Annotated in this window: 9 protein-coding genes and 1 pseudogene; all 10 read right to left on the reverse strand. The window is 46.4% G+C overall.

Annotated elements, in window-relative coordinates; translation table 11 throughout:
- Positions 1 to 710: 710 nt before the first annotated feature.
- Positions 711 to 1,493: a phytanoyl-CoA dioxygenase family protein gene (locus ACGF49_RS02085; RefSeq protein WP_387489317.1), complete on the reverse strand. Its 783-nt coding sequence runs from the start codon at positions 1,491 to 1,493 to the stop codon at positions 711 to 713.
- A gap of 62 nt (positions 1,494 to 1,555) precedes the next feature.
- The gene (locus ACGF49_RS02090) at positions 1,556 to 3,322 is read right to left on the reverse strand and encodes a condensation domain-containing protein (RefSeq protein ID WP_387489320.1); all 1,767 of its coding nucleotides are present in this window, start codon (positions 3,320 to 3,322) and stop codon (positions 1,556 to 1,558) included.
- Entirely contained in the window at positions 3,319 to 11,490 is an 8,172-nt protein-coding gene (locus tag ACGF49_RS02095) for an amino acid adenylation domain-containing protein (RefSeq protein ID WP_387489323.1), read from the reverse strand. The genes ACGF49_RS02090 and ACGF49_RS02095 overlap by 4 nt, the downstream gene beginning before the upstream one ends.
- A gap of 109 nt (positions 11,491 to 11,599) precedes the next feature.
- Complete coding sequence (locus ACGF49_RS02100; protein ID WP_387489326.1) at positions 11,600 to 13,024, reverse strand: saccharopine dehydrogenase C-terminal domain-containing protein; 1,425 nt, start codon at positions 13,022 to 13,024, stop codon at positions 11,600 to 11,602.
- A 56-nt stretch (positions 13,025 to 13,080) separates the two neighbouring features.
- Entirely contained in the window at positions 13,081 to 14,769 is a 1,689-nt protein-coding gene (locus ACGF49_RS02105) for a cyclic peptide export ABC transporter (RefSeq protein ID WP_387489329.1), read from the reverse strand.
- Positions 14,766 to 17,147 (reverse strand): penicillin acylase family protein, encoded by a 2,382-nt coding sequence (locus tag ACGF49_RS02110; protein ID WP_387489332.1) that lies wholly within the window; start codon positions 17,145 to 17,147, stop codon positions 14,766 to 14,768. Before ACGF49_RS02110 ends, ACGF49_RS02105 begins: the two co-directional genes overlap by 4 nt.
- Before the next feature lie 14 nt (positions 17,148 to 17,161).
- Positions 17,162 to 18,724, reverse strand: coding sequence for a condensation domain-containing protein (locus ACGF49_RS02115; protein WP_387489335.1), 1,563 nt, complete (start codon positions 18,722 to 18,724; stop codon positions 17,162 to 17,164).
- Between the two features lie 157 nt (positions 18,725 to 18,881).
- Positions 18,882 to 19,536: pseudogene (locus ACGF49_RS02120) on the reverse strand (IS5 family transposase).
- A 347-nt stretch (positions 19,537 to 19,883) separates the two neighbouring features.
- Positions 19,884 to 20,726, reverse strand: coding sequence for a methyltransferase domain-containing protein (locus tag ACGF49_RS02125; protein ID WP_387489338.1), 843 nt, complete (start codon positions 20,724 to 20,726; stop codon positions 19,884 to 19,886).
- A gap of 43 nt (positions 20,727 to 20,769) precedes the next feature.
- On the reverse strand, positions 20,770 to 21,018 hold the full coding sequence (locus tag ACGF49_RS02130) for an MbtH family protein (RefSeq protein ID WP_387489341.1): 249 nt from the start codon (positions 21,016 to 21,018) through the stop codon (positions 20,770 to 20,772).
- Between the last annotated feature and the right edge of the window lie 9 nt (positions 21,019 to 21,027).

Consider the following 21,027-nt stretch of genomic DNA (forward strand, 5'->3'; position numbering starts at 1 on the left):
AGGGGCAAGCCGGGGACGTTTGATTTTCTGGGATTTACGCATTATATAGGACGATTACACACGGGCAAGGATGCGGTGATGCGCAAAACCCAACGAAAACGGTGCCAAACACAACTGAAGCGAATAAAACAGGGGCTGCGGCAACGGCTGCACAACTGCCCAGAAGAAACGGGCCGGTGGCTGAAACGAGTGGTAGAAGGGCACATCAATTACTATGGCGTCCCCTTCAACAGTAGAGCATTGTGTCAATTTGTGGAAGAAGTGAAGCGGATGTGGCTGAAGTCACTGAGACGGCGAAGCCAGCGGCACAAAATGACGTGGGCTCGTTACAGTCAGCGGGTGAATAAATGGATACCTCCCCCCCGAATTGTGCATCCTTATCCTTTGCAGCGCTTTTACGCCAAACACCCGAGGTAGGAGCCGGATGCGTTAGTAGCGCACGTCCGGATCTGTGCGGGGGGTAGCCGGTAACGGCTATTCCTACCGCGACCGAACGACTAAGATAGTCGATAGGTTCATGAGAGATGTTTTCATTTTTGTCTTTCTCGACCACTATGATCACTGATTTCATGAACCTACCCTAGTTTTTATTTTTATATTTTTGATTTTTAAAGCTTAAATTTGGGGAGCCTTCAGACCTCACGGTTGCCTTTGGATGAACAAAGAAATTTTATCCTTTGTTAAAATATTTCCAGTAAACCTAATATAGTTCAAGATGAGGCTTTTAAGGGACGCGTATCATGTGCGCACAAGAATTCAGGCCTACGCTTTCCTTCCGTTAGTTTGGGAAGATTGCAAACTGAATTGTAGGTAATAATGAGAATTGGTCTATCAAAGGGCGATAAATTTCCTGATGAACTGTGTGCTACCAAAGAATCGAATAAAACGATATCTCCAGCTGAACCAGTTATAAAGCTCACATCATTTTCTTTTATCAACGGTTTTAACACGTCACCTTTTATTTGATAACTGAGGTTGTTGGAGAGATCGTTTTCCCAATCCGCATTGCTAATATGCAGCTTGCATAGATTACCAAATTCGTGGCTTTTGGGTATGAAGCATAACGGTCCATGCAACATTTCAACATCAGAGAGGAGAATGGCTACGTTCAATAGCTTTGGTTGCTCGATACCATCGCCATTTTTCCAAAAAATGAAATCCTGATGCCACGGCCACGCATCACCGGTCATAGCTTTTTTGAAATTGAGTTTGGACTGATGCACATAGCAACCGCTGTTTAGAAAAGTCTGAGTGATGTCTAGTAACGTCTTATCGCAGAAAAGCTTTTTAAAAAACGGATCATTCAAATGTAGCCCATGTATTGCTCGGACTGATTTACCATCTTTCTCCAGAATCACACCCTCTGAACATTCCGCACTTAATTTCTCAGTACACTCATTTATTTGATCAATTTTTTCACGGCTAAAAGCATTTTTTACGACGGTAAAGCCGTTTTCCCGGATCTCTTTCACAATCAAGTCTACATCCATCATTCTCGTTCACTTTCCTTTTTTTATATCTTATGATCACAACTGTTCTTCCCGCTGGGAAGGAGTTACTCCCCCAACGTCAATAAAACTGCTCCCACAGATTGGTCTTGCTTAAGCCATAATTTTGCCTCAAACACTCGACAAAAGTGCGACCAAAGCTGCTGTACTTTGGCTTCTTGAACCAAAGTGCTCCGAACTCGCATCACCACACGGATGCTTGCTGCAGTCTGAATCACTGTCATGACGAGGGGATAATGTTCCATGATATTGAAGCGCACATTTTCTATCGAAAAGGGTAAACCAGCTTGATTAAATTCATGTGCACCTTTGAAGTTCTCAAATACAAATAAGGTGTTGAGTGACTTTGATAGGTTGGGCATCCCTAACCATTCCTGAATTTGGTTGATCGGGCTTGCCTCGAACTCCACCAGGTTCAAATAGTGGTCTTTACAAGAAGCATAGAACTCCAACAAAGAGGTTGTATCTTCTGCTTTGCAACGAATAGGCAAGCAATTAATAAAGTTTCCAACGGCGCTATTAACTTCCTCGCCGAGCATACCGCTCCTGCCGGAAAGAATGGTTCCTATTAGGCTATCCATTCTTCCTTCCGTCTTGAACAGAGCCAAGGAAAATGCACTCAGCATGACTGCGCATGGCGTGATCCCCTGTTGTTCGGAAAATGCAAGAATCGGAAATTCGTTATAATTCAGCTCAAGATTGAACTCATGATTTTGCCCAGCTGGCTCATCGATACTGAAAGCAGACTGGAAGGACTGTTGTGATAGCAATAGTGTATTGTCCTTGCCTGCTCCACTAAGCGGACGGTAGCCTGCGAGTAGCGTTTTCCAAAAGGTCTCGGCTTTGTGCGTCTGAGCCCGATGGAAAGACGGATTCCATCGGGGATAACTAACTACTTGTGCAGATAAAGCTTGACCTTGCGACAACCGGGCATAAGCTTCAAACAATGCTTCCAACACGATTTCCTGTGACCAACCGTCGAGAATCAAATGATGGAGCGTCCAGATGCAGGTGAACTGAGATGAACCGATATTGAGTATTTTGAACCGCATCAGTGGTGGCTTTTCTACATCAATGCCTTTCAACCGTTCAAATTTAGCCCGTTCCACCACGTCAGCGCGGGAGTGTTCCTTGTTGTCAACTTCAAATACTTCCTGAGGCAGGGCATCAAAATGACTGACACTATAGCTTCGCTCAGCAATCAGTTCTGACGGGAAACCGGCCCTTAATCCCGGATAACGTTGAATGGTGTACAACAATGCCGAGTGAAATCGTTCAGCGTTGAATTCCCCGTCAAATTCACACAGCAGCTGACTGATATACAAGGGTTTGTTGGGCTCCATTCTGCAATGGTAGAGCATGCCGAATTGCATAGGCGTTAACGGATAACTCGCTTGCTCCTTTTCAGAAAAAATGTAGGCCCGTGGTTGTTCTTTCCGGGTCGACGGGATTGTGGTTTGCGTATCGGCTCCCGACTCACTTAGAAATACTGCCAATTGCGCAATTGTGGGGTGTTTAATCAAATCCTGCATTTTGATGCCGAGGCCCAACAATGACGCCTGCGCCGTTATCTTTATACTGCTGAGCGAGTCTCCTCCCAAGGCAAAATAGTTTTCATGTCGTCCTATCGATGGCCTGTTGAAGGCTTTTTGCCAGATGTTGGCTAGCTTGCCCTCGGTCTCATTTTGGGGCGCTTCATAGGCCCTGCTACCTTCGTCGGAATTTCCAAGCAACTGAGCCAGCAACCTTTTTCTTTTGTCAGACAACCCGTCGATTCTGCTATCCAGGTTGGGTGAGTTATTTGTGTTGGTCATAGGTTTTCCGAAACTCCTTTTTCCAGGTAACTGGCATCATTTAACAATTTATCCACTTCTTCCTCACTCAAGCTTTCGATTTGAGACAGCAGATGCATCAGGTGTTGCTCGTTGTGTTCATGCCAAATGTTCAAAAGTGCAATTCGATCAAGTTTACCGCTGCCGGTCAGCGGCAATACCTCTAATGTCATGATGTGTTTTGGAATCATGTAGGCAGGTAGGTATTCCGTCAGATGGCCCATCAGCTGTAGCGGTTCGAATGGGAAATCACTGACTGGAATCACAAACAGTATCAACAAGGATTGTTCCTTTTGACAGACAACCTGGGCCGTGGCGTTGGAGACCATCCTGTGTTGTAGAGCTACATTCGCCATATCTTCCAACTCAATCCGGTATCCATTTATTTTTACTTGTTGATCCTGACGTCCTACACACAAGATGTTGCCGTCGGCACGGACAATCCCGATATCACCTGACAGGTATAATCGCTCCCCTGGGGCTTGACTAAAAGGGTTGGGAATAAACTTCTCAGCAGTTAGACTGGGTTGGTTAACATACCCTTGCGCCAGTCCTGCGCCCGCGATGCAGATTTGCCCCGGTACCCCAATTGGGACAGGCTGCAGGTTTTCATTTAGGACATATACCTGCATGTTGGCAATGGCCTTGCCTATCGGGACAAGATATTCCCTGCAATTCTGACCACTCGGCAATGGTTCACCAGCATCGATTGGATAAACACTGCAGCCGACACAGGTCTCTGTCGGTCCATATTCGTTAATCACTTCAGCATGTATGGACGCAACCGTTTGGTTGCTGAGTGTTTCCCCGCCCAACAACAGCGTACAATTCTTGTCCAACCATGTATGCTGCACCTGACCCGACGCTCCGGCGATCTGTTTCAGCAATTCAAGTTGCGTCGGGGTCAATTTAACAAACCTATACTTGTCCGTTCCCTCAGCCAGCAATGTCTTGTAAAAGTCTTCATCTTGGAAAATATGCAAACAAACACCCGATAGCAAAGCCATATATAACGGGGTGACGTTCATATCGAATGCGAGGGAACCATGCAATGGAATCTTGCTATTGCAATTGCTCCCGGACATGTAGCAAGCGAGTGCACCATGCAGATAGTTTACCAGCGCTCGCTGTGGTACCGCCACGCCCTTGGGTTGCCCCGAGGTGCCACTGGTATATATGATGTAGACAATATCCATAGGATGAACAGGCAAAGGAGTCAACACAGGTCTTGGACTTGCTTGCAGCTGTTGTACATCAACCCTAACCAGAGAGATTGCCAGTGACGCAAGTTCATGCTGTTCAACGGTACTCAAGTAACACTCGGCCCCACTGCCCTTTGCGATCTGCACCAAGCGATTTTTGGGTGTTTTAGGGTCCAGCGGAATGTAAGGGATACCCAGTTTCACACAAGCAACAATTGCAATGACCGCTTCGATACTGGTTCCACACAAAACAAGAGCAGGTGAAGTGCCAAAATGCGTCAGTTGCCCGGCCAGTACATCAGTTAACTTATCCAACTGCGCAAAGCTGAATTCAAATTCACCATCAATGACTGCGACCTGGTTTTGCTGTTGGGCAAGTGTATCGCACAGCATTCTTTGGACTGTGTGCTCTGAACTGTACTCAATGGCTGGTGGGGTCAGGAGCTCCAGCTCCTGTACTGACAGCAAGCAGGCATTCAAAACCTCGCTGTCAGCTTGGGTAGTACACTGCCGAATAGCTTCGGCGTAATAGTGTAATATTCCCTGCGCCTGATCATCGCTCAGCTTCTGCGCTTCATAATCGAGCAGCAATGACAATGCAGTGCCCTCGACATTCAAATTAAAATGGGCTGTCAGAGGTATGTATGTTTGATCCGAAGCGTAATGATCGGTCACCGCAAGGTTTTGCGCATTGAGCACAGATTGGTAATTATGAAAATGGGTGAATACGAACAAAGTATCAAACAAATCACTGTTGCCATTCAGCTTGCGGATTTCATTATATGGGAAACGCCTGAATTTCAGCACCTCCTGCTCTATTGCAAAACACTGTCGGGACAAGGCCAGCCAGTCCCGATTTTTCAAATTGACGGACAAAGGTACCATGTTGTTAAACACACCAACTATCTGGTCACCGCCAGCACTCTCCGGCCTGCTGTTGACTTCCATCCCGGTCGAAATCATGCTTTTTCCGGTCAGTGTGGCAATGACTGTAGCGTGTACGGCCAACAAAACATGTTTTAACGGAACATTTGCCTTTTCAGCCAACGCTTTAATGGCATCAAGCTCCTCACAGTCCATCACTTTGCGGCACCGCTTGTTCGGCCCAGTATCAAGGTTTGTCATCGGCACACCAAAAGTGTGATTGTCATATACCAAGGTAACCTGCATTTCATCCACAAATCGGTGCCAGTATTGGATATGGTTGGAGTCTTGCAATACTGACCTTTCGTAGGCAACAAAATCGGCGTACTGAATCGGAATGGTCGGATAAGACAATGTTCGCCCGTCAAGCAACCGGGAATAAGCTTCCAACAGCTCACTCAATACCGTTGCGACACACCAACCGTCCATCGACACTTCGCTAAAGGTCAACTGAAAGGTGTACGCATCCAACTGGTGCACATGCAAACGCCACAGAGGGGGCAAATGCCATTCAAAAGGTGTGTTCTTTTCGTTTTCCAGCCATTGCTCTAGATAAGCATCCTGTTCAGTTGCGTTATACCCCGTGATGTCGTGGACCTGCAGTGCGCAGGGGATTTCACGGTAAATCATCTGCACAAGTTCGCTGTAATTGGTGACGTCAATTGCTCCGCGCAAGAATGGGTGACGATCAACAATAAAATCGATGGCCCCTTCCATCAATCGAAGGCTCCATTCAGCCTCAATTCGCATGGTAGTCACATAGATTTCGTAATTGCTGGAATTTAACGACTGATAAATAATGTTTTGCTGTAGCAAGCTGAGTGGATAGCAATCTGTCAGCAGCGGTTTGGGGACTTTGGCCACATCCGCTTCTGACAATTGAGTGAACGGCTTAGCAGGTTCGAACGGCAAGACAGCCTGATTATTTGAAACGGTATTCTGTACTATCCCGCCGATTGTGCGCTTGTTGAAAATGTGTTCCACCGTACACTGATAGCCTTTAGCACGCAATTCGGCCGACAAGCGTAAAGCCAGGATCGAGTCTCCCCCCTTGGCGAAAAAGTCATCGTTGCGGTGAGTTACCGGTACTTTCAAGACACGTTCCCAAGCAGCAAAACACACAGCTTCCCGATCATTGCTAGGCCCGATAGCCGTTTGGCTAGCCGCTTTGTCAGCAAGCACCTGCACCAATTCCCGTCTATTCACTTTACCGTTTGGTTGGAGTGGCAGTTGCTGCAATACCAATATTTGGTTTGGGATCATGTAGCTGGGAAGGGTATCGCCCAAATAGGATTTCAATGTCTGTTCATCCAATGCAGCTAGGCTAGATTGAACAAAACCAACCAATATATTTTCATGGACCAAAAGGACAACTGCCTGGTTGACCTCCGGGTGACCGGTAAGGCTTTTTTCTATTTCAGCCAGTTCAATACGGTAGCCAGACAACTTAATCTGACTGTCCAGGCGCCCGACAAGAGCCAAGTTGCCGTCCTCTCGCCAATAGGCGATATCGCCAGTGCGATAGCGCTTTTCGCCCGACGGCCCATGTCGAAAACTCTGGGCTGTAAGTTCGGGCTCACCCACGTATCCCAATCCAACTTGTATCCCTTCAATCCAGAGATGCCCGTTTACCCCTTTCGGCAGCGGCTGGTCATCATCGTCGAGGACCAGCATTCGGCAACCCGGTGCCGAACTGCCAATATGTACATCGTTATCTTTGATGTCGGTATAGGTGACATCAATGGCGGCCTCTGTCGGACCGTACAAGTTCTGCAACTCACACTGGCCAGAAAAATAGGCGCGGAATGCCTCCGCATGGGAGGGCAGCAAGTGTTCTCCGCTACAGATGCAAATTCGCAACCCCCCTTCGTTGTTCCTACCTGACAAGTAGTCAAGCCACAACGCAAGCATTGTCGGAACAAAATGCGCGATGGTTACCTTATGCTCCCATATCATTCGGGTGATCTTGTCAGGGATTTTCTCATCCCCGGCGGCTAAAATTACGATTTTACCTCCACACAGCAGTGGAGACAAAATTTCCCACACAGATACGTCAAAGGTAAGTGGTGTTTTTTGTATAAAAACGTCGCTCGAACCGAATGAAAACTGCTGATGCATCCAACGCAAGCGATTGTTGATGGCTTCGTGGCTGATCAATGCCCCTTTTGGTTTACCGGTGCTTCCGGAGGTAAAAATCAGATAGGCCGGCGCGGTTGGATCGATTGTCGGCAGACTGATAGAGGTCAGCTCAGGTTTTTTTGGTGCTGATGCTTGCCATTTGTCGATATTGAGGACATTGACGTCTCCATGTAAGCCGCGACTATCCGCATCGCATATCACAAGTTTTGCCCCGGCAATGTGCAATATCTCGTTTCTTCGCACGACCGGAAGCTTGCTTTCGATAGGCAGGTACACTCCGCCAGCCAGCAAGGTAGCCAGACAGCTGATCCCCGAGTTGGCTCCGCGGGGTACCATAGTGGCAACTACGTCACCCTCCCCGATAGCATGGGCGGAGCGCAAATGCAAAGCCAGCGCCCGCACACGGCTAAGAAAATCACCGGCGCTTAGCGGAGACTTAATGTCGTACGCGTGCACGATCAAATCATGGGTCGGCTGATGTGCAAGTTGCTGTGTTATCGCATCCAGATACAAGGGAGCAGCCGTTGCTAATTCGAACTTAGCACTGCCCAGAGTCGGGTCGATTACAGCCTCCCTTGCCAGTTTCATTACGTCGCTTACATCCCCCGACATGCGCTGGTTCAATAATTCCAATATAGACAAGAACGTGTTAAAAAACGATTGAACATGAGGTTCGTGTCGCCGGTCAGCTTCGATGACACAGTAAAACTTGTTGTGTTGGACCAGCATATTAAAGTGCAGATCATACACCGATTCTTTCATGTAATTCGCAATGGGATGAATTCTTAAACCGCGCCAACCCACAGTTTCAGGGATCCCGCAGATAAGCTTGCCGATACCAGTCTCCTGTTCTTTAAAGGGTACCCTGTGGAAGGCATACACAGTGTTGTTGAACAGGTTGCCGATGACAACTTCGTCTGTGCCGCCTGTTAACGGCAACAAATCTGAGATGGGAAATGACTGGTGGCACAAAATATCGGTCAGATAGGCGGCCTTTTTTCTCACATAATCCGCAACAACAATGCCATCGGCAATATTGCTTTTGCTTGGGACAATATTCGCGAACATACCCACACAATCTGCAAAGCTATGGTGGGGACGGTTCGCCAGCGCTAGGCTGTATCCTATGTTGCGGGAACAGTTGTATAGAGAAAGCGCCAATTCATAGGCCACTATAAAAATGCTGTTTTGGGTGACGGCCAGCGCTTGCGCCTGCTTATGAACCTGTTGGCAGAGTCTTGCCGGAAGCTCGAAACACTGTGTCACAGGTAAGATGTGCACGTCATGTCCGGTTTGCACCGGAGCACCTTGAGTCGGCTGTTGGGCAAGCCAGAATTCTTTGTCCTTCTCGAATGCTGCACTTGACAGGTAATCTGCATACCATTGTTGATACTGCGAATAGTCTACAATATTTCGGCTTGTGCTGCCCCTGTTTGCATGAGGTGTAAGCGCCTCCAAAAATGCGTTCAAATAGATTGCCAGCGACCAGAAATCACAGATAGCGTGATGGAAGGCAAACAGGACATAAAACTCCTGGTTGTCTGTCTGGAAAACCTCCATGTGGTGATTTTGTCCGCCCTGCTGTTTCGCTATCGCCTGTACCTGTTGATCGAGCAGCTCCTTCATATTGATATCTTGTTCAGTCTTCTTATCAACATACTGAAAACTAACAGCCATTCCCGAGTCATACACCAACTCGAACTGCTCGTGTTTTTTCCTAAAGTGACTCTGTAAAATAGGAAAGGATGTGACCAAGTCTGTAAAACTCTGCTCGAATAAGGATTGATTTAACGGACCACGAATGGCGAGCGTGCGAAACAAATAGCCTGCTCCGCGGCCAGACACTTCGTCAGCCATCAACATGTCGACAACGTTGCGTGGTAACGGCACGTCCTTGTTTTCCCGGACCGCAGATATGCTGTTTGTCGAATAAGTGGGTACCGCTTTGATCAACTCGTCCAGATCACCTACAGATAAACCGGACATGAGCTGTTTTAGGTCAATCACTATCCCCAATGTAGATTCAATTTTGTGTTGTAACTGGATAAATTCAACAGAGCTCAATCCGAGACTATGCAGCTTGACCCCGGTCGATGGGACAAAATCTTCTACCCTCAGTAAATCGCACAATATCGCTGCCAACCAGTCAGAACAGCGCTCGTCATCAGCAGCTTCAACGGCTTTCCCGGTATCCAGCTCAACGACGTCAAGTATGCTGAAACCCTTCTGATTAAATTGCCGATTACACTGTATTCGCTGAAGTTTTCCGCTGCTGGTTACCGGCATACGCTCTTTGACAAAATACACTTTGGTCAGTAACACATCATGTTCAAAAGCCAGTTGTTCAGCCAGCTGCATTGCCTCAGCCTTAGTGTCCAGCTCATCCAACTGTGCCGGCTTGATACTTATTAGGAGCGAAACTGTGTCATCGAGATTATCGATCACCGCACAGCTGCCGACGGAATGTTGATTGTAAGGTAAGCAATGTCGAGCACTGGATTCCAGCTCGTGGAAAAAGACTTTTTGACCTCTGAGCTTGAAGGCTTCGTTCAGCCTGCCGGTGACGTAGAGTTCACCCTGAAATGTCAGGCCCAAATCTCCTGTGGCGAAGAACCCTTTTTGCGGTATAGACGCAATCTGTCGCTGAAACGCTTGTTGACAAATCTGGCCGTCACGCCAGTAGCCGAGAGCCATGCTAGGTCCACTGAGCCATATCTCGCCGATTTCGCCTTCAGGCATCACTGTTTCAGTCTCAGGATCGACAATTTGCGCATCCATACCCGATTGCGCTGCCCCACAACTTACCGGCGGCTCGGATATCCGCCATTGTTCGGCGGGTGATTTAATATCCAGTGCACGAGCACGCTCTTGTAACAGGGGTTTGTTTCTGGTAACTACCAGCGTACTTTCGGCCATGCCATAAGCCGGTACAAATGAACAAGGCAGGAAACCATGGGCCTGGTACTTATCTATAAACTTATGCACAACCTGCATACGAATTGGCTCAGCCCCACAAAACGCAGTCGTCCAGCTCGATAGATCAAACTTGTCAGTGGCTGACAAACGCAAATCGGCCAATTGGGCAAATCCGAAATTTGGCCCGCCACTTGTCGTCGCTTTGTATTTCGACACGGCCTGCAACCAACGAATGGGTTTTTGCGCAAAAGCCAACGGAGACATAAGGACTGAAGTCGCACCCAATGAGGCAGGTAATAGCAACCCACTGACGAGTCCCTGGTCATGATACATAGGCAACCAACTCACAAACACAGAATGCTCAGATTGTGCAAAGCTTTCTGCCAGCAGCCGGGTTTGATGGCTCAAATTATGGTGGGTAATCACCACCCCTTTTGGAGTACTAGTTGAGCCCGAAGTAAATTGTAAGTAAGCAACAGCTTGTGGATTCATCCTGCTGGCTGCATAGTAACCGGTATGCTTTTCATGCTCGACAACAAGTTCAGTAATATCACCCGTCAATGCACCTGCATCATTTATTCTCGATGCCTGCCGCTCATTGACGATAAGCAACTTTGCATCGGTTGACACCATTACGGCGCGCAGGCGGTCGATCTTTTTAGGATTAAAAGTGTCGTCCATCGGAACAACAATGATTCCGGCATAAATGCAGGCGAAAAAATACTGCACAAACTCTATGCCGGTCGGCAGCATCATAATGACCCGGTTCCCTTCGGCTAAATGATGCTCATGCACAAGGTTAAATGCAATTTGCTGTATCTCTATAGCCAGCTTGCCAAAGCTGACTACAGACTCTTCCTGCTCCCCTTTGTGCAAATAAACGAAAGCGGGTTTGTCACCGAGAGCCTCCCAGATGACGAGCATATCCGCTACGAAATTGCCGGCATTATTACTTTTAGCATCGTTCACTTTGATAAACCGTTGAGCAAATTTAAATTTCCTTTTCTTATTGCACCAACACCTAAGCTTTAGTGTCGTACATCACATTTTATCTGTTGCAATACCCGCGTTGACACGCTCAGCCTCCAACCAAAAAATGTTGGAACTGCCATGGGTCTCGGCTATCATCCTTGCCAGTACTTTCGGTTTCGACCAGGTTAGGTGTCCAGTCGCTAAATGTCTGGAACATGGGCGTGATATAGGGTTCCGCTATCGCCAGCATCTTTTGATAAGGTAACGACTCCGTTTCGCAGTATCCTGCTCTAGGGTTGTTCAAGCACCAAACGATAGCAGCGACCACGCCGCCGATCACTTGCACGGTTGTCGCATTGTGCCCTGGAACCACTTCCCGTGACCGTTCGATATCAACGCGGGAACCATACCAGAATGCTCGCTTGTCGTGCCCCAACAACAACACCCCCAACTCATCTGCCCCTGCAACTATATCATTTTTCATGACTTTTATTTTCGCCGGAGGCTCAGAATCTCCCATCATATACTCGTGCAAGCTAACAAAAGCATCTGGCGCTGGCAGATAGGCGAATTTTACGGTCGGACGATATATAACCTCTGTACCTTCATACAAAGTGAAGTAGTCGCTCAACGTAACGCACTCACTGTGTGGCATCAGGTAACCATGGATTTGCCCTGCCTGGGGAAGCCACGATTTAACGAATATTTCTCCCCCGCACCGGTGGAAGTACAGCGAATTTCCCGGGCCTTCCTGATGTTGTTTGGCATATCTAGGTAGCTGACTTTCATGCGTCCCCCAGCCTATTTCGACCGGAGAATCGGCTTCATCCATGTAAGCGACCGGACTCCAGGTATTCCTGAATTCACCGACCAGTTTAGGAGCCCCTTCAACCTGACTGTCCCGTTCACTGATGTGGATCACTTTTACCGAAGCTTTTTTGGCTAACGCCGCCCATTGCTGTCTATTTTCTGGGATCTGCTCCAAAATACCTAGATTCTTCGACAATTCCACCAATGCAGCTTTGGCAAAATGATTGACAATTCCGGGATTGGCACCGTGGTTAGTGATGGCAGTAGGACTGTCAGAAGACCAGTCTTTGCTGACCTCTCTGGCCCTGTCATGCAAAGCGTACAGCGTCTGGTGCTGCATATCTTCGACATTATCGACCTGTTCTTCATCCCATATTTCAAAACTGCTATCGACATACATCATTCCCTTGGCATGTACCAACTCCATCAGGTTGATTGAGTCGACTGAACAGGTCAAATTCACAAACAAGCCATCTTTCGTCAAATAGTTATCCAGCTCATTCACGAAGTTACTTTTGGTCAATTTCCGACAAATAGCGTAACAAAATCCTTTCTTTTGAATTGCTTCGATGTCCTCAATACCAGCCTCTCCAGGCTCTATGACGGTAATATTGCCAGGAGGACACTTTATATGTCTGTCGATCACATCAACTAAACATCGAGCAATTGTCCCTAATCCTAGGATAACTATTTTATTGTTAAAGCTTACGACTTGTTCCATTTTTTATGTCCAACATAGCCTAGTTAATGTTTCCATGCCTACAACCCATCTCGAAATTAGGTAAAAACGCTCTCAGACACTTGCTCCTCAACCAAGATAACTTGTTTTACCTTACCTTCTTCAATGACTACAACTTTTTCTGCACAATTATAATACATGTCATCATGACTGATAACAATTACAACCTTATTTAGATCTTTCAGTTCTTTTAAAATATCATGGTAAAAAAACTTCTTGAAGATAGGATCCTGGTCTGCTGCCCACTCATCAAATACATAGATGTCAGCATCATCCAAAAATGAAATTAATAATGCGAGTCTTTTTCTTTGACCATCAGACAATGCTAAAGAAGAAAACCTGCCATTCTCAATTTTGACAACTTTATTTAATTGCAACTTTGCCAAGTAGTGGTCAGCGGCAACTTTTCTTTCTTCATTTAGGCCGATCAAAATTTCATCAAAAAGATAATAATCATTAAAAATAGCCGTTACTTGGTTGCGATATGACTCTATATTCCCGCTGTTAATTTGCGTGTTATCCAAGTATATAGAGCCTTGTTCTGCCAGGTAATGACTGGTGATCAGCTTGCTTAGTGTGGATTTGCCTGAACCGTTTCCTCCGACAATAAATGTAATCTCACCTTTACTAAATGAAAGATCAAACGGACCAACTGAAAATCCATATTCATTTCCTGCATAGGTGTATTTGATATTTTTTAACGAGAGAGTATTCCATTGAGGTAGTTGAACAATGTTATCGCTAATATTTTCATCAGGTAACCCCACAATCATTTCGTTAATTTTTCTGACGGATATATTCGCTATTTTCAAACTCGGGATTGTTTCAAGCAGCACCGCAACGGGTTCATTAATATAAATTAAAACCATTATTATGCCGATAAGTTCCAGCTGACTGACTGAATAATGATTTACATAAACAAAAGCAACGCATCCAAGAATAAAATATCCAAGTATATTCCCATAATTAACTGCTGCACTTTGTACTGTGGCTCCGGTTTTACTTGCTTGGCAAACATCATGCTCAATTTTACTCAATACATTACCAAAGAAATTGTTACGCTTTGTCCGTTTAAGCTTCAGCTCTTTGATGCCAAATATTGTTCCGTGAATAGCATCATATAAATCGTCCACTTTTTGACGGGCAATATTGAAGTAGTAATTGCCAACAAAGGCCATTAGAAGATAGGTAAAGGCCCCGAAAGCGATGGATCCAATCACCAAGGTAAACAAATGTTCATTCAAGTAATACAGCAAACCCAGCATACTGAGAAGTGTGACACCGCTTACCAACAGGTTAGGAAATACTTCCGCCCCCTCAATGACCCTTTCGATATCGTAGGTCATAGTCGCATTGATCTTTGAAAACCCTATCGACTCGAGTTTATCCACCGGTGCCCTGAGTACACATTGGTATAACTTGAGCCTCAGCTTGGATGCCAAATCCATGGTCAATCTGACTAGAATGATCTGAGATAATGTGCGGGTTAAAAATACAAAAAGGCACAAGCCCACAAACAGCAGTGCAAACTTGGCATCGGAAACTTCAAATCCGGCTATCGTATAGTTCTGCTCGTTAACCACTTCCAAATGAGAATGCTCAATAGTAAAGCTGTTCAACAAAACAGGGATCAGCAAGGCGTAACAGATCCCGGAAAGAATGCCGAACAAAAGCGATAAAAACAGTTTGTTTGGTGCCAGCTCATTAAATATGTCTATCAACTTCACCGGCTTTCTCCTTTTCCGGTACATGCAATGCAGTCGTCCGTAGTATAATAGCCACCGTTGCTGAACAACTGTATAGCGTCATCAAAATTCGAGCTGGTGACATTGCCGGACTGCCCGGTAGAGTTTATATACAGGTGTCGCACCTGGTTATTGCCAAGCTGTATCACCTGCCTCAAACTCGAGCCAAAGGTGGCGAGGAATCCTTCATTCAAATTAAATCGGCCGTCCACGGCGTTGACGCTGTTTGGCGAACCGCCACTGGGAACCCGGCGTTCAAATACTGTGCCGAGCCCTTTCATCTGGCTTAATGGCTTGTGGCTAAGGTAGACGCTTTGCAGCTTGCCCCAGTGCCATTGGTCGAGATCGTTACCGAAATACTTTTCAAGTTCCCGGATTGTCGTGGTCAACGATGTACGTTTTACATCTTCACAATTTTCGCGGGTTTGGGTTGATACGTCGTCGCACCAAGCGTCGTCAGAACCTGACAAGACATTGATCAGTTTGTCGTTGGATATGGAATCCAACAAAGTATCTATGCCATCACCCAAGTTACGCTGCAGCCGGAAAGTGTGCAGTTCGTCTTCGAACACCTGTCTTTTGATGTTCGGCAACCACATGAAATAAATGCTCGCTGCAATACTGTTTCTATCTGCAAAGCCATCCCATTCGCGCAGATGCCCCATCGCCTCGGAAAACCTGTCGTTTGCCATTGTCGGAATCAGCAGGTGCGGCAACAGTTTCAAAGCCTCAAGATCCAAAACATCCTGTTGGAATACCAATTGGTCCTCCAGGGTAAGTAGTTGCTTGGACGACACTTTGTTTTCAATGAGCTGTGTAATACGTTGAGCACGAGCAACCGGAGCCCAGTCTGCAGAGACGAAATAAGGATAATCTTCCGGTAACATATTGTTGTTTGCCGATACGATGTACCCCCGCTTCGGATTGAATTCCTGTGGCATCAAAGGTTTAGGTATCATGCCTTGCCATTGAGCCTTAGCCTCCCATCCGGGCATGGGGTATTGACCCTGACCTTTGCCGCGTACTGGAATATCCCCCGCGCCGAGATAACCGATATTGTCGGCATCATCCATGTACAGCATATTCATTGCGGGCGCAGACAAGACGCTTAAGGCACTGACAAATTCCTGCCAATTCCGTGCGTAATTCAACCGATAAAAGGCTTCATAGGATCTGTCGTTGGTATTCGACCCTGTCCAGCGAAGTGACAGCGGCCTATCCCCACGGTTGATCACATCGCTAATGATTGGACCGTTCATTGTTTGTCGTACCCGAACCTTCACAGGCGCATATTGTTCTCGCATCGAAGACGGAAAATCGGCTTTGACGTGAAAGATTTCAAGCCTTTCCTCAAACACCCGCCATTCGTTTTTAAATCTGTATTCTTTTGGGTTATTCGGGTTAACTTGCTCAAAATACAGATCCTGTGTATCGGCCATCATATTTGTCGCTGCCCAGGCAATGTGCCGATTTTTGCCCAGCATCACAATCGGCAGACCGACCAGTGTTGCTCCGGACGCTGCCAGCCTCTCCCCCTTAATACTGACCATGTACCAAGGAGAAGGTAACTGCAGACCCAGATGAGGATCACTAGCCAAGGTAGTCAACCCTTCAGCCATATACCGTCTTGCTATAACCCAAGCATTACTTCCGACAAAATCATTGTTGAACATCCATTGTTTTTCGAGGTCCGTTGCGAACGCAGACAGTTGCAAAGCCACATCCAAACTTTCGCTCTGTTGTTGTGCTCCCAGCAAGAACTGCTGTTGCTGACTGTCTAACACTTCTTTGACCAGCAAATTGTCCAGTTCTTTTCGGTAGTTACCGGCGGAATTCAATGCAAAAAATTTGATCCAGGCCAGCGAGTCCGCAGGTGTCCAGGGCTGTGGAGCAACATCCAGCAATTTAAACTCTGCAGGTAGCTCTACACCCTGTTCGAGCCAGTAATTAATCCCCTTGGCATAAAACTCCAGCGACTGACGGGCCTTGTTATCCAGGGTCGCCAAAGATTGCTGGGCGGTTTCATGGAGTCCGAGCGTTCTGACGAAGATATCGAAAGGTAAGGCTTCCTTACCCATCACTTCACTTAGCCGACCCTGTATCGTCCTTCTTTGCACTTCAAGTTGCCACAACCTGTCTTGAGCATGAGCATACCCTATGGCAAAAAAAGCATCATTATCCGTGTTCGCTTCAATAGTTAAATAACCATGCCCATCGCGCCGCAATGTGACCGGAGCACTTAATACTTGAGTCTCAAGCCTTTGCTCCGGTAACGGCAGTGCCCCCTTAAAATAACCGTATAACCAAGCGGTTAACAGAACCACAGGCAAGATAACAAAGCCTAAGAACCGAATTGCCATGCCAGCATCATTCCTTATCCATTCTTAATTTGGTTCCGGGTAGGTTGAACATTCCTGCCGTGTAAAAACTCTTCCATTACCGTTTTTAGTGTGTCGAACAACGACTGCTTCAGCTCACGCTTCAGGTCATTCCCATCAATTTTTATTGTCAGTTGGTCGCCTCTTCCAAAGAAGCAAACGCTAATAAATGGAAAGCCGCTGAACCTGTCATCGGCACATTTTGTTTCGAAGTACTCATGGGGGTGTGAAAGCGGAGAAGAAGAAGTTGTCCCAGTGTCCTGCTCATCAATATAATTGACCTCCAGTTCTACCGGGTAACGGCTTGAGCTTTTGCCGAACCAAGATGCTACCAGATTTCGGCAGCCTGGATACAAATAGTAGAGCAAGTAGTAAGACAGGACTTTATGATTCAGCCTGGCATTTCTTAACATCGTCTTGGTCAGGAGCTTGAACCCCCATTCGCAAAGTGGCAGCAGTTTTCTTACCAGTCGAGGCCACTTCTTTTGTTCAATCAAATACAGGGTAAGCGCTTCCTCACAATGCTTGTGCCGCATACCTTTGTCGAACTGCTCCTTCACGCTAGCCAGTGTCCGAGTGAATTTATCGTCATCGGAAAATTCAGGCAGAAGATAAAGTTCTCGATATGCTGGCCCCACCATTCGTTTTTTGGGTAGCTCAGTGCGGGTATTGAACAAGGCGGTTACGGCAAAATTTGATTGGCCGGACAACCTGTGCATTGCAACCGACACCAAGCCAACAAGTCCCAGATACTTGGTCATGCCATACTCGTTCAATTTCGCGAATATAGCGTTGACATCAAGGTAGCTCAAATCCCCCGAGAAACTGGTGATATCATCGTGCTCCTCAATCAACCACTTGGCAGACAACCAAAGGGGGTCAGCTTGAGCAAACAATGCCGTCCAATAGCTTACAGACTGCTGATACTTATCATATTGCTGTTTCCGTAACAATTCTTCTTCAAGGTATTGCTCAAATTGATAGGGTTCATCCATCTGTATTTCATTCATTTCCATCCCTGCAGAGCGATATCGATATAAATACAGCATCTCGGAAGTAATAATCTGCATTGAAGTTGCGTCAGCACACAAATGCGGTACCAACAAGAACAACAGGTACTTTTGTTCTGCCAGCCTAAAGAAACCAACCTGGACCATAGGCAAATTTGCAATTACGTCTGAGTCGTATACTTGTTCGAGCTGTTGTGAAATTCTCACTTGTTGCTCTTCTTGGGCGTAGGCGGTCAGGTCCCACTTTTGTAAAGTTACCGGGCACCTTGCCACCGGTTTCTGGAAAGGCAAAAACCGATGTTGTCTCAACCAAAAAACATTATGCTTGCATAGAACTTGGTTGACACATTCTTCCAACATGTCGACATCCATTGCTTGATTAATCTCGACGAAAAAATCCAGCAGGTATTGCTCACGGCTTAGGCGGTTTAGGAGCCAAAAGTCCAGTTGGGTTTCACTCAAGGGAAGCCAATTTACCGCCTGTGTCATGCCAGAATTCCTTTTAGCCTGTCCCTTGATGGCCAGTTCTGCATTGCCTATATTGCTCACGGCGCTTTCTGCCCCTTTCTTTTTGTGTACACCCGATATGGGCGTTGACTTATGGGGTGAAAGTCCTCTGTAGGAAGATCACCGTTTAACTGAGATATTGTTATTTATCGATAACTACTAGGACTCATTGACCTTTGCTATTCAAAAAATTCCCGCATCACATACAGCACGCCAGAGCCAGTGTACTGGCGTAATTCCTAGCCAGTTGATTGTATCGCCCGATAATGCTTCAACCGGGCAAACACGTTCTCTGCGAGACTTGTATCAACACTAATCAATATCGTCGTTACCAATCTTCGAGTTACTTTTGCTCGGAATTATGGGTGCGCCGTGCTTTTTTTCGCAAAAACTCAGCTACTTTTTCGCAATCATAGCCACGGGCAGCGATAATATATTCGTCATCAGGCAGCTGCTCAAGTAACTCTATGGCTACTTTGTTACGCCAGTCACGATAAAATTTATCGGCAAGCCACAGCTATCCACTGCCATATGGATTTTCGTTGTGTTACCACCGCGACTTTTTCCTATCGCTTCTTTATCTTCCGAGCGAGTACCGGTAGCATATTAATGCGTTTTAACGATGCTTCCGTCAACAAATTCTCACTCCAAATCAATATGTTGCCTAATCTCTGTCAAGAGATGCATTAATATGCTTTTTTAGACCACAGATTAAACCGGCGGTAAATGGCGCTCCAATCGCCAAACACTGCAGGTACATCACGGCATGGGCAACCTACACGCATTCTGTACAAAATACTTTCGAAAGTACTTCTGTGTTTTGACTTGTCATACACCCAGCCAGTTGTGTGCATTAAGCTGATTAGCTTTTACCAGCAGGGCAAGACTACGAACGTTTTTTGAATAATTTCAACTCGTTATTTGAGCATTGATTAATTCGAAACAGACATATTTAGTTCCGTCCTTTACATCAGTTAGAACCATTGCCAAACAGTTTGAATAAAAAACAAACACTCATGCTCTCCCCCTGCTTTGACCAATACTCATCTGTTAACATTGTTCTTGGCATGATGGGTTGTCATGATTAGTTTTTGCCGAAAGTATTTATACCAGCCCATCATGCTGTCTCATCATCCATCGCGAAAGATCAAAAAGCCCTAAGAGGTTTGAGACCTCCGACTACCCGATTTCATGCAGCTATTCATTTTTGAAATATACCAATGGGATAACAAGTTTCCATATAAAATCTTCCCTGCGATTCGTATAAGCCTTGTGACGCTGCTTCAGTAGACGAGAAATGGGTCAAGACCAAATCGGCAGCCTGGGTAAAAAAGGCCTGTTGCCGTGCCGGATCGCTGTTGTCGGCTGCGTGCCTTTGCCAAGCATTTCGCAACAAGGTAGTGATGTCCTGACTGTAACTAGGTTCGCTGACCATGTTGCCACACAGTTGAAAACCCAATTCTTGCATTTGCTGATGCAACACCTGGATAGGTGGCCAATAATAGGAAACTGCTGGGAAGAAACGAGCCAGAAGATCAGCAATGGAATTTCTCACTTCGCATGCCATGACACTACCGCTTTCGAACTGAATCACCAACAAACCATTTTTCTTCAAACTGTCGTAAGCGTTTTTGGCGATCACAGCTTGTGTGGATGCATCGTTGTAGTGATTAACCATCCTCATCGTGATCAGATCTACATCATGCCCCTGATATTCTTCCAGGTTTGCCAGTACCCCGGAGATGCCCTTGTTCCTGGCCTGGTCAATGAAATTGCCGTTGCCGTCAACAACTGCAGCTGCGCATTGGAAACCCAGTTCACCAAGACGCTTTTGCACTTTGCTGGCCAACAACCCCTGCCCCCCGCCTAAATCAAGGTAATTGACGGATTGGGGTAATGCGTCGAGGTAGGGAACAATACCGGATTTAACAAACAAATCCGCTTCTTCGTGTGAATTGAAAAACGGATGATCGCTTTCCAAATCAATGCCACTGTCAATGTCTTTTAACACACCAGCAGATAGGGGTTTGAACGACCCTTCCATTGTTACTCCTGTTGTTATCGCTGTATCAACCATTGACCAGGCTTTAGTCTGGCAGCTGCGCAGGATTTGCAGCGGCTCGCGATGTATATTGCTGATTCATGGCCTCTTTGAGGCTCCTCGGCCGCATATCGGTCCACACAGTGGCGATAAGTGCGAGGCATTCATCTTTACTCCCTTGCATGCCATCGGGTTTCCACCCCAGCGGAATTTCTTTTGCTTTGGGCCATATCGAGTACTGCCCCTCGTCATTAACAACAACTATGAAGGTTGCTTGTTGTGGCTCAGAATTCATTGTTTCTGT

This window comes from Photorhabdus sp. RM96S, assembly GCF_042879335.1.
In the GTDB taxonomy this organism is placed as follows: Bacteria; Pseudomonadota; Gammaproteobacteria; order Enterobacterales; family Enterobacteriaceae; genus Photorhabdus; species Photorhabdus kayaii.

Coding starts and splice junctions, on each gene's coding strand:
- ACGF49_RS02085 (WP_387489317.1), bottom strand. CDS start 1,493: ATGATGGATGTAGACTTGATTGTGAAAGAGATCCGGGAAAACGGCTTT.
- ACGF49_RS02090 (WP_387489320.1), bottom strand. CDS start 3,322: ATGACCAACACAAATAACTCACCCAACCTGGATAGCAGAATCGACGGG.
- ACGF49_RS02100 (WP_387489326.1), bottom strand. CDS start 13,024: ATGGAACAAGTCGTAAGCTTTAACAATAAAATAGTTATCCTAGGATTA.
- ACGF49_RS02110 (WP_387489332.1), bottom strand. CDS start 17,147: ATGGCAATTCGGTTCTTAGGCTTTGTTATCTTGCCTGTGGTTCTGTTA.
- ACGF49_RS02125 (WP_387489338.1), bottom strand. CDS start 20,726: ATGGAAGGGTCGTTCAAACCCCTATCTGCTGGTGTGTTAAAAGACATT.
- ACGF49_RS02130 (WP_387489341.1), bottom strand. CDS start 21,018: ATGAATTCTGAGCCACAACAAGCAACCTTCATAGTTGTTGTTAATGAC.